Origin of the sequence: Cumulibacter manganitolerans (assembly GCF_009602465.1) — a bacterium.
In the GTDB taxonomy this organism is placed as follows: Bacteria; Actinomycetota; Actinomycetes; order Mycobacteriales; family Antricoccaceae; genus Cumulibacter; species Cumulibacter manganitolerans.
In genome coordinates this window covers 1-10,431 of the sequence record NZ_WBKP01000081.1, presented here as the reverse complement: position 1 = coordinate 10,431, position 10,431 = coordinate 1, and the positions used below count along the sequence as shown (strand labels likewise).

The 10,431-nt window shown below is 73.1% G+C and carries 11 protein-coding genes and 1 tRNA gene; 6 read left to right on the top strand and 6 right to left on the bottom strand.

Annotated elements, in window-relative coordinates; translation table 11 throughout:
- The 4 genes from F8A92_RS18715 to F8A92_RS17530 all read left to right on the top strand — a co-directional run.
- The coding region (locus F8A92_RS18715) for a hypothetical protein (protein WP_228389548.1) at positions 1–215 on the top strand (215 nt) is incomplete at its 5' end.
- A 26-nt stretch (positions 216–241) separates the two neighbouring features.
- Positions 242–1,324, top strand: a complete 1,083-nt coding sequence (locus tag F8A92_RS17540) for an SGNH/GDSL hydrolase family protein (protein WP_153506472.1) — start codon at positions 242–244, stop codon at positions 1,322–1,324.
- Positions 1,321–2,118, top strand: a complete 798-nt coding sequence (locus tag F8A92_RS17535) for a GDSL-type esterase/lipase family protein (protein ID WP_153506471.1) — start codon at positions 1,321–1,323, stop codon at positions 2,116–2,118. Before F8A92_RS17540 ends, F8A92_RS17535 begins: the two co-directional genes overlap by 4 nt.
- Positions 2,119–2,236: 118 nt before the next feature.
- Positions 2,237–3,457: an acetyl-CoA C-acetyltransferase gene (locus F8A92_RS17530; protein WP_153506470.1), complete on the top strand. Its 1,221-nt coding sequence runs from the start codon at positions 2,237–2,239 to the stop codon at positions 3,455–3,457.
- Between the two features lie 66 nt (positions 3,458–3,523).
- Here the strand turns inward: F8A92_RS17530 and F8A92_RS17525 are convergent, their stop codons facing one another.
- Both F8A92_RS17525 and F8A92_RS17520 read right to left on the bottom strand, forming a co-directional pair.
- A complete protein-coding gene (locus tag F8A92_RS17525) occupies positions 3,524–4,435 on the bottom strand; it encodes a Bax inhibitor-1/YccA family protein (RefSeq protein WP_228389547.1) in 912 nt (303 codons plus the stop codon).
- Positions 4,436–4,559: 124 nt separating this feature from the next.
- Positions 4,560–4,633 (bottom strand) — tRNA-Leu (locus F8A92_RS17520).
- Positions 4,634–4,798: 165 nt separating this feature from the next.
- Here F8A92_RS17520 and F8A92_RS17515 point away from each other — a divergent pair.
- Positions 4,799–6,037, top strand: coding sequence for a polysaccharide deacetylase family protein (locus F8A92_RS17515; protein WP_228389546.1), 1,239 nt, complete (start codon positions 4,799–4,801; stop codon positions 6,035–6,037).
- A gap of 100 nt (positions 6,038–6,137) precedes the next feature.
- The gene (locus tag F8A92_RS17510) at positions 6,138–6,527 is read left to right on the top strand and encodes a hypothetical protein (protein WP_153506469.1); all 390 of its coding nucleotides are present in this window, start codon (positions 6,138–6,140) and stop codon (positions 6,525–6,527) included.
- Here F8A92_RS17510 and F8A92_RS17505 read toward each other — a convergent pair.
- The 4 genes from F8A92_RS17505 to F8A92_RS17490 form a co-directional block, all read right to left on the bottom strand.
- Positions 6,524–8,308 carry an alpha/beta hydrolase gene (locus F8A92_RS17505; RefSeq protein ID WP_153506468.1) on the bottom strand — a complete coding sequence of 595 codons (1,785 nt, stop codon included), beginning with the start codon at positions 8,306–8,308 and terminating at the stop codon, positions 6,524–6,526. The two genes, F8A92_RS17510 and F8A92_RS17505, sit on opposite strands and share 4 nt — an antisense overlap.
- Positions 8,309–8,384: 76 nt before the next feature.
- Positions 8,385–9,326 carry a Ppx/GppA phosphatase family protein gene (locus tag F8A92_RS17500; RefSeq protein WP_153506467.1) on the bottom strand — a complete coding sequence of 314 codons (942 nt, stop codon included), beginning with the start codon at positions 9,324–9,326 and terminating at the stop codon, positions 8,385–8,387.
- Positions 9,327–9,857 (bottom strand): DUF501 domain-containing protein, encoded by a 531-nt coding sequence (locus F8A92_RS17495; RefSeq protein ID WP_153506466.1) that lies wholly within the window; start codon positions 9,855–9,857, stop codon positions 9,327–9,329. It abuts the gene before it with no gap.
- Positions 9,854–10,431 (bottom strand): FtsB family cell division protein (locus F8A92_RS17490; protein WP_194291567.1); only part of this gene is annotated, 578 nt, incomplete at its 5' end. The genes F8A92_RS17495 and F8A92_RS17490, both read right to left, overlap by 4 nt.

Genomic DNA, 10,431 nt, shown 5'->3' with positions numbered 1-10,431 from the left:
GCCCCGCCCACCGCTGCGAGCTCGACCACGTCATCCCGCACCGGCCCGACGGAACCGGCGGAACCACCGCCGACACCCACCTCGCCACCGAATGCAAGCAGCACCACCGCTGGCGCCACCAGCTCGGCCTCGACCTACGCCTGGAGCGCGACGGCACCCTCGTATGGCGCATCCGCGGACGCGAGTACCGCACTCACGCCACCCAGCTCATCTAGGCGCGTCCTAGTAAACTCACAGCACCATGGGGGTCAGAGCGAGGCAGATTGCGGGGGCGGCCGGACTACTCGGCGCCTCTGCCACGGGGGTCGGGGCGGCAGCCAGTGCGCTGCTGCTGTCCGAAGCACGTTCGGCGCGGCGGCGCGTCGAACGGTTCACGCCTGTCGACGACCCGCCGACCGGGAACGGGATCTGGGGCGAGGGCTCGGGCGAGCCGATCGTGCTGGCGATGATGGGCGACTCGTCCGCGGTCGGCCTCGGCGTCGACGACGTCACCGAGACCCCCGGCGTGCTCATCGCGGCCGGCCTGTCGCGGCTCGCCGGGCGCCGGGTGCGCTTGACCCGGGTCGCGGTCAGCGGCGCCGGCTCCCGCCACCTCGACCAGCAGGTCACCGACGTGCTGCCGGAGAAGCCAGACGTCGCGGTCATCATGATCGGCGCGAACGACGTCACCGCCCGCACGAAGCCCGCGGTGGCCTGCCGGTACCTGGGCGAGGTGGTCACCCGGCTGCGCGCGCACGGCGTCGAGGTGGTCGTCGCGACGTGCCCCGACCTGGGCACCGTGCGGCCGATCCCGCAGCCGCTGCGCAGCTTCGCGCGCAAGTGGAGCCGCGACATGGCGGCCGCTCAGATCGTCGCGGTCATCCAGGCCGGCGGCCGCACCGTCGCGCTCGGCTCGTCGCTCGGGCCGGCGTTCGCGACCTACCGCGAGCTGTGGAGCGAGGACGGCTTCCACCCGTCCGCGGCCGGCTACGCCACCGCGGCATCGGTCGTGCTGCCGTCGGTGGCCGACGCGCTGGGCTACTGGCCGATCTCGCGCAGCGACATCCGCGACCGCGCGCTCAAGCGGCGTCGCCAGAGCGTCGCGCAGGCCGCGGCTCAGTCGTCCCAGGAGACCGGCTCGGAGGTCACCGCCGACCAGCTCACGACCCTCGACGGGCGACGAATCCACCGCGCCCGGCTGGCCCGGCTGCTGCCGGTCCCGCTGCCCATCCCGCGCCGCGGTCCCGATCGACCGGCGCTGCCGGACCTCGTCGCGGACCTGTCCGTCGCCGAGGTCGTGGAGCGGACGCCGGCGGCTCCCGCCCAGGACGGAGACGCGACATGAATCCCCAGCAGCTCGCCCGCTCGATCGCCCTCGGTGCGGCAGCCACCGCGTTCGCCACCTCCGTGGGCGCCGTCGGGGTCGTCGCCACCCAGCTGCTGACGGCTCGCCGCCGGGCCGCCCTCGATCCGCGCTCGGCGCCCGACCTGCCGGCCGAGCAGGGCCCGGCGACGGGGCCGCTGCTGCGCGTGGTGATCCTCGGCGACAGCTTCGCGGCCGGCGTCGGCGCCGGCGACAGCAGCCGCTCGCCGGCCGGGCGGCTGACCGGGATGCTGGCCCGGGCGGGCTATCGCGTGCAGGCGCGCAGCGTCGCGGTCCCCAACTCCCTGACGGCCGACGTCAAGATCCAGGCCTCGCGGGCGCTGATCACGTCCGAGGCCGACCCGTACGACCTCGCGATCGTCGTCCTGGGCGCGATGGACGTGTGCGCCTGGAGCCGGTCGGCCGAGGTCGAGCACGCGACCTACCGCCTCACCGCCGCGCTGGCCAACCGGGGCGGCCGCGTCGTCCTCGCGACCACCGCCGACCTCGGCACGGCGCCGTGCGTGGCCCAGCCGCTGCGCGCGCTCTGGGGCTGGCGATCGCGCCGCATCGCCGCCGCGCAGGCGGCCGGGGCCCGGCAGAGCGGCTCGGAGGTGGTGGACCTCGTCGCGGCCACCGGGACGTCCTTCGCCGGTGACCGGGGGCTGTTCGCCGAGGACGGCTTCCACCCGTCGGCCGACGGCTACCGGATCATCGCCGACGCGATCGCGCCCGCCGTCCGCGCGGTGGCCCGCGAACGCCGTCCCATCCTGTAGGACGACCGAATCAGATTCGGTCCGGCTGTTGGGTCCGCCGCGGTCCCTGCCTAGGATGGGGGCATCACCGGGCGTCGCCGCCTCGGCGCGTCCCGGGACACCCAACCGAGGAGCAAAGTTGCCTGAAGCTGTCATTGTCGCTACCGCTCGCACGCCCATCGGTCGTGCCGTGAAGGGCTCGCTCGCGAGCTTCCGCCCCGACGACCTGACGGCGCTGGCCGTGCAGGCCGCCATGGACAAGGTCCCCGCGCTGAAGCCGGAGATGGTCGACGACCTGCTGCTGGGCTGCGGCCTGCCGGGCGGCCAGCAGGGGTTCAACATGGCGCGCGTCGTGTCGGTGCTGCTGGGCTGGGACACCGTCCCCGGCGCGACCGTCACCCGCTACTGCTCGTCGTCCCTGCAGACCACTCGGATGGCGATGCACGCGATCCGCGCCGGTGAGGGCGACGTGTTCGTCTCGGCCGGCGTCGAGATGGTGTCGTCGTACCAGTACGGGAACTCCGACGCCATCCCGAACACCCGCAACCCCAAGTTCGACGACGCCGCGCAGCGCACCGCGAAGATCGCCGAGGAAGGCGCCGACTCGTGGGAGGACCCGCGCACCAAGGGCAACCTGCCCGACGTGTACATCGCCATGGGCCAGACCGCGGAGAACGTGGCGCGGGTGAAGAACGTGAGCCGCGAGGACATGGACGCCTTCGGCGTCCGCTCGCAGAACCTCGCCGAGCAGGCCATCAAGAACGGCTTCTGGGAGCGGGAGATCACCCCGGTGACGACGCCGGACGGCGTCCAGGTCACCCAGGACGACGGCCCGCGCGCGGGCGTCACCCTCGAGGGCGTCTCGCAGCTCAAGCCGGTGTTCCGCCCCGACGGCCGGGTCACCGCGGCCAACTGCTGCCCGCTGAACGACGGCGCCGCCGCGGTGGTCATCATGAGCGACACCAAGGCCAAGGAGCTCGGCCTCACCCCGCTGGCGCGGGTCGTGTCGACCGGCGTCTCCGGCCTGTCGCCGGAGATCATGGGCCTCGGCCCGGTCGAGGCCACCAAGAACGCGCTCAAGTACGCGGGCATGTCGATCGGCGACATCGAGCTCGCCGAGATCAACGAGGCGTTCGCCGCGCAGGTCATCCCCTCCTACCGCGAGCTGGGCCTGCCGGAGGACAAGGTCAACGTCAACGGCGGCGCCATCGCGGTGGGCCACCCGTTCGGCATGACCGGCGCGCGCATCACCACCACGCTGCTGAACTCGCTCGACTGGCACGACAAGTCGATCGGTCTGGAGACCATGTGCGTCGGCGGCGGCCAGGGCATGGCGATGATCCTGGAGCGGCTGTCGTAGCAGGCACCAGCGCATGACGAAGGGGCTCGGCCGACCGGCCGAGCCCCTTCTTCTCGCGCGCTGCGGTTACTCGCGGAAGTACGACAGCAGGCGCAGGATCTCGATGTACAGCCACACCAGCGAGGTCACCAGGCCGAACGCGATGCCCCACGCGAACACCTTCGGCGCGCCGCGGCGGATCGCCTGCTCGGCCAGGTCGAAGTCGGACAGCAGCGTGAACGCGGCGATGCCGATCATCAGCAGGCTGAACCCGATCGCCATCGGGCCACCGTCGCGCAGGAAGCTCGCCTGACCGGTGATCAGCCAGTAGACCAGGTTGAACAGCATCAGCACGACCGCGCCGATGACCGCCGCCGCCAGCCAGCGCTGGAACTTCGGGGTCACCCGGATCGCGCCGGTGCGATAGACGACGAGCATGCCGACGAACACGCCCATGGTGCCGAGCACGGCCTGCACCGCGATGCCGGGGTAGAACTGCTCGAACACCCCGGTGAGCCCGCCGAGGAAGACGCCTTCGGCCACGCAGTAGGCCAGCACCAGCGGCGCGCTCGGCGTCCTCTTGAAGGCGTTGACGAAGCCGAGCACGAGGCCGACGATCATGCCCACGAAGGTCGCGCCCATCAGGGCCGAGTACGCGGCGCCGCCCTGGCGGTACACCTCCGCCTCCGACGGCCCGAGCACCACCCAGGTGGCGATCGCGGCCACGATGACCGTGACGACGGACGCCGCCGTCTTGGTGACCACGTCGTTCATGTCCAGGTAGCTCGAGGCGCTGCGCACCGGCGGCTGCTGGTAGCCCGGCTGGTAGCCCTGCTGCGGATAGCCCTGCTGGTAGCCCGGTGGCGCGAAGCCGGGAGCGCCGCCCGGCATGCCCTGGCCGTACGCCGACTGCTGGCCGGGCATGCTCCACGTCTGGTAGCCCTGCTGCGGTGCGGTCACGGCACCGCTGACCACCCGCTTGAGCGAAGGATTGCTCACTCGTCTCTCCTGAAGAGCTCGTGGCCCGTGGGCCAACCGGTCTGGGGTAGGAAAAGTCCTCGCCCCTTCAACGAAGCACGACGCGAGGTTGTTCCGCCATACACAGAGGTTACGTATCTGTGCGTGCCCCCGGTGGGATTCGAACCCACACTGCGGCGATTTTAAGTCGCCTGCCTCTGCCGATTGGGCTACAGGGGCGGCCCGGCTCACGATACCGGCGGGCGCCGGACCGGACGCCGCCGGCCGCGTGGCGATCCGCCGGGCCGGCCGCGTCCGGGCGGATACTCGTCCCGGGGAGCCAGGGCCGCCGGGGCGGGGGCCGCACCCCGCCCGAGGTCGGGCTCGAGACGCATGGGGGCCGAAGTGCGCGACAAGGCAGGCCGGCAGGCCGCTCTGGTGGGGCTGTGCGTCGTGCTGGTGGTGATCTTCGCCGTCGTGGTGCAGCACAGCACCGGCAAGCACGACGAGCAGGTGGCGGCGGGTCCGTCGTCGACGTCCGGCGCGGCGCCGTCCGGCGACGACAGCTCGGAGACGTCGTCCGCCCCCGCCGCATCGTCGCCGCCCACGTCCGCCCCGTCCGCGCCCTCGAGCGGTGGCCCGACGCCCGATGCGGCGCAGCCGAACTTCCCGATCAGCAAGCTGGCCCCCGGCCAGGCGCCTCCGCAGTTCATCATCTTCAGCTTCGACGGCGCCGGGTCGGCGCAGAAGTGGACCACCTTCTCCGCGGCCGCCAAGAAGGTCGACGCCCGGTTCACCGGCTTCCTGACCGGCACCTACCTGCTGACGGACGCCGCCAAGAGCGCCTACCAGGGGCCGGGCCACGCCCCCGGCACGTCGTCCGTCGGCTTCGGGGGCACGCCGCAGCGCGTCGCCGACACCGTCGCGGCGCTCAACGCCGCCAAGGCCGCCGGTCACGAGGTCGGGACGCACTTCAACGGCCACTTCTGCGCCGGCGCCGCGCCCTCGGGCAAGGACTGGACGACCGCCCAGTGGAACAGCGAGCTCGACCAGTTCTTCACCTTCCTGGCGAGCTACCAGTCGATCGGGTCGGTGCCCGGCCCGGCGCTCACGGTGACCGCCGCCGACATCAAGGGCGAGCGCACGCCGTGCCTCGAGGGCAAGCCGGAGATGTTCTTCCCGGCCCTGCTCGCCCACGGCCTGACGTACGACACCAGCCTCGTCAGCAGCGGGCTGGTCTGGCCGAAGCTGATCCAGGGCATCTGGGAGTTCTACATGCCTTACGTGCGGATCCCGGCGTCCGGCAAGAGCACGATCGCGATGGACTACAACTTCTGGATCCGGTTCAACAACGGCGCCGACGACCCGGCGAGCGCCCCGCAGATCACCCAGATGGTCCTGGACACCTACCGGTCGATGCTGCAGGCGGCGCTGGCCGGCAACCACGCCCCGCTGGTCATCGGCAACCACTTCAACGACTGGTCCGGGAACGCCTTCAACCCCGCCGCGGAGCAGTTCATGCTCGAGGCGTGCGGCAAGCAGGGCGTCGTGTGCACGACGTACCAGCACGTCCTGGAGTGGATGGGCGCGCAGGATCCGGCGGTGCTGCAGACGCTGAGCGACTCGCCGGCCACCGTCAACTGATCACCCGCCACGCGCGCGGCGGATCGACTAGGTTTGTCACGATCCTGATTCGCCAGGGCGCGAGCCCGGGCGAGCCGACGACCGACGTAGAGGAGCCGACATGGCCGGCACCGGAGTGAAGATCCTCGCGGGCCTCATCGCGATCCCGCTGAACAAGTTCGTGAGCTCGCGGCTGGAGAGCTCCTGGCGCAGCGCCACCGGCACCGAGCCGCCGTCGCTGCAGCGTCGCAAGGAGCAGGAGAAGGCCAACAAGGAGGCCGAGAAGCTGGGCCTGCTGCCGCGGCCGATCGAGGAGCCGAAGCTGGCCGACGCGCTGATGTGGGCGGCGCTCACCGCGATGAGCATCATCGTGGTGAACTATGCCGCCGAGCGCAGCGCCCAGGAGGCGCATCGCATCTTCGCCGGCACCAACCCGCCGCCGGGCGTCGCGCTCACGAGTTCGACCGAGGTCGGGCGGCTCGAGGCGATCCGGGCCACCAAGCGGCTCTAGCGCACCCTCGCCTGGCCGTAGGCCCCCGCGGCCACCGCCCCGGCCGAGTGGAGGGTGTCGGTGGGCTGACCGTCCTGGTAGCCGAAGTAGTCGCCGTGCCCGTCGACGCCCCAGGTGCTGAGCACGGTGCCGCCGAAGCTCGGATCGGCGGGATCGACGCCGTACAGCGACGGGGCGCCGAGCTGCTGCTCGAGGTTCGCCAGATCCTGCAGGACGTCATCCGGGTCCAGCGCGGCGAACACGTGCGCGCCGGGCAGACCGAGCTCGCCGACGTCCTCGACCGCCAGCCCGGGTGATCCGTAGACCACGAGGTCGTCGACGAGACCGCTGCCGCCCTGCTGCATCGCGTACGACGCGACCACGGTGCCGTACGAGTGCCCGATCAGCGTCGTGTGCGCCGCCGTCCCGGTCGCCTGCTGGTGCGCGGCCTGCCAGCCGGCGAGGTCGTCCAGCAGATAGCCGGCGCCGGCCACGGCCTGCGCTCCGGAGAGCGCCTCGGGAAGGGTGGGGTTGTCGTACCCCTCGTAGACGACGACCGCGTTGGAGCCGGCTCCGAGCTCGTCCATCATGCCGAGCACCGCGGCGGCGGATGCGGTCTGGCCGGCGATGCTGGTGAGGTCGTGCGTCGCGCCCTGCACGAGCACGGCGACGTGCTCGGCGGCGTCCACGTCACCGAGCGCGATGACGGCGGTGCCGTCTCCCCCGAAGTCGTCCAGGTCGTACTCGAGGAGATAGCGCGGCGGTCCGCCGGGCTCGGCGGCGATCGACGTCTCGGTGCCGTGGATCTTGCTCATCAGCGTCGCGGAGGCCAGCAGCACCGACATCGCCAACGCCGCCTCGTTCGAGAGCTCGCTGATCTGCAGCGCCTCGTCGGCGCCCAGCGCGAACAGGTCCTCGGGCGAGGTGATGATCCCACGCGCCACCGCCTCGTCGTACGCCCCGCACGCCGTCAGGTCGGCCAGCGCGGCGGCCACCTGCTGACGGGCGGCCGCGCCGTCGTCGGCGAGCTCGCGCCTGTTGACCAGGTCGTAGACCGCCGCGGGGAGCCCCGCGACCGCGGCCAGCTCGGCCGGACGCTGCTGCAGCCACGCCGCCTGCTGCTGGGGGCTCAGCCCGGCCCACCAGGCGGCGGTCTGCGCCGGGCTGCCCTGCGGGATGGCGGGGCACTGCCAGGGCTGTGGGCCGGCCATCCCGCCGCCGGTGGTCGCGTCGACGTCCGGCGGCATCAGGTAGCCGGCGTCCTGCAGCGCCGCCAGGACCTCGGCCGCGACCGCGTCGTGCTGGTCGACGCGGGCCGCGATCTGCGCGTGCACCGCCTGAACGATCCCGGCTCCCTCCGCGGTGTACGCCGCCCGCGGGTCGACGCCGGTCGCCGGCGCGCTCGCCGCGGCGTTCCGGTACGCGAGGACGACGGCGACGCACTGCTGCTCGAGGTCGGCGAGCAGGTCGCCGACACACAGCTGGGCGGCGTAGATCGCCTCGGCCAACGCGCACAGCGGCGCCCCGATCGCCGCGAGCCGCGACGGGTCGGCGTGCAGCGCGGCCTGGACGGCGGCGACCTCGGACAGCAGGTCGGTCGGCGCCGCTCCATCGAACGCTGTCGATGCATCGGCGAGCTGCGCGGCGACGCCCGCCGTGCTCCCGGACTCGCTGAGCGCCTCGGCCGCGGCGAGGAACGCGGCGCCGAGGGCGCTCACCTCCGCCGGCCGCGCCGTCACGATCTCGTCGGCCTTGGCGTAGGGGTCGACGCCGGCCGCGGCGATGAAGGTTGCGGTGTCCACCCCGGCGACGCTAAGGGGTGCTCGGCAGGGACGGGCGCGCCGCCGCGCGGCTGTGGGCGGCCGGGCCGGTTGTGGACTACCGGGCCGCGCCGATTGACAGCGCAATGCCGTCGAGGATGTCGCTCTCGCTGACGACGAGGGCGTCGGCGGCGAGCTCGCGGAGCACGACGTCCAGGATCACCATCCCCGCGGGGAACACCGACGCGCGTCCCGGGTGCATCGCCGGATGCGCGCGGCGGCCGGCCGTGTCGGTGGCGCAGCTCCACCGCAGCACCCGCACGACGTCCGGGTAGGAGACCCGCGAGCCGTGGATCGACGCGGGGTCGTACGAGTCCAGCCCGGCGGCGATCGCCGCGGCCGTCGTGGCGGTGCCGGCGACGCCGACGACCGGCCGCCCGGCCACCGGGCGGAGCTCGGCGAGCGCCGCGCGGACGGCGGCGCGCGCGTCTGCCTCGACCCGTGCCAGCTCCGGGCCGGCCGGCGGGTCGCTGTGCACGTGGCGTTCGCTCAGCCGCACCACGCCGATGTCCGTCGACACGGCGCCGTCCACGCCCGCGCGGCTGCCGGTGATCAGCTCGGTCGAGCCGCCGCCGATGTCGACCACGACGGTGGGCTCGTCCACGGGCAGCCCGCTCAGCACGCCGGCGAAGGTCAGCCGGCCCTCCTCGTCACCGCTGACGACCTCGGGCCGGACGCCGACGGTCGCGCGGGCGATCTCGACCAGCCGGTCGCGGTTGCGGACGTCGCGGCTGGCGCTGGTGGCGACCATCCGCACGACTCCCGGCCCGGGCACGCCGTGCGCCTCGATGATGGCGGCGTACTCGCGCATGGTCGCCTCGGTGCGCTCGAGGGCCGCCGGGGCGAACTCGCCGGTGCGCTCGATGCCCTCTCCGAGCCGCACGGTGCGCATCTCCCGGACGACCTGGCGCACGGGAACCGGCGCCGACGGGTCGACGTCGGCGACGAGCAGGCGCAGGGTGTTGGTGCCGCAGTCGATCGCGGCGACCCGCTCGGGCACCTAGCGCTTGCCCTTCTTCGGCGGCGGCAGCGGTGCCGCCACGTCGACGCACGGGCCCTTGGCCCACCACTCCGGCAGCATCGCCAGGGCCTCGTCGCCGAGCGGGTTCACGCGGGGGCCCTCGGCCAGCGAGTGCGCGACGAGGACGTGCAGGCACTTCACCCGCGTGGGCATCCCGCCGGCGGTGGTGCCGTGGCCCAGCGGCTCGATCGCGTCCCGCGTCGCCAGGTACTGCTCGTGCGCGGCGCGGTACGCGGCGGCCAGGGCGGGATCCTCCTGCAGCCGCTGCGTCATCTCCTTCATCAGCCCGCCGGCCTCGAGGGTGCCGATCGCGGACGCCGCACGCGGACAGGTGAGGTAGTACATCGTGGGGAACGGCGTGCCGTCCTCGGTGCGGGGGTTGGTCTGCACCACGTCCGGCAGCCCGCACGGGCAGCGGTGGGCGACGGCGCGGGTCGCGCGCGGCTCGCGGCCGAGCTGGTGTTGGACGGCGACCCGGTCGGCGTCGGTGAACTCCTCGTGGCCGGTCACTTCGGGGGACCGTCCGCCTCGGCGATCGAATCGGCGAGATCCTCCCCCGCCGACGTGCCCTGCTTCTTCGCGGCACGCTCCTCGGCCTTCTTCTGCGCGGCGGCGTCCGAGCCGGGGTTGTTGTTGGCGACGACGTACATCTGCTCCCCGGGCTCGATGAAGTTCAGCCGGTCGCGGGCCTGGGCCTTGATGTAGGCCGGGTCGTCGAGCAGCTCGTTGCGGTCGGTGAGCTGCTCGATCGACGCCTTCTTCTCGGCGATCTGGTCCTGCAGCTGCTCGATCTGCCCGCGCTGGCGCAGGTAGTTCGAGACCGGGATGATCAGCAGCAGCACGCAGCAGATGACCAGGACGCCGAGGGTGATGGCGCGGGAGTTCAGCCCGCCGCCGCGCATCCGGGCGCGGGCGGCCGCCGCATCGGTGGCCCGCATGGGCTGCGCGGCGGAGCGGCGGACCTGGGTCGGCCGGTCCGGCGAGCGCCGTACCGGCTTCGATCCGGGACGCGCGGTGCTGCGCGCGCCGGCAGAGCGCCCGGAGGTCGCCGCGGGGCCGCGACCGGACGACCACGTCGCGCCCG

Excerpts from the sequence above, each read along its gene's own strand:
- F8A92_RS17535 (WP_153506471.1), top strand. The coding sequence starts at position 1,321 with ATGAATCCCCAGCAGCTCGCCCGCTCGATCGCCCTCGGTGCGGCAGCC.
- F8A92_RS17540 (WP_153506472.1), top strand. The coding sequence starts at position 242 with ATGGGGGTCAGAGCGAGGCAGATTGCGGGGGCGGCCGGACTACTCGGC.
- F8A92_RS17510 (WP_153506469.1), top strand. The coding sequence starts at position 6,138 with ATGGCCGGCACCGGAGTGAAGATCCTCGCGGGCCTCATCGCGATCCCG.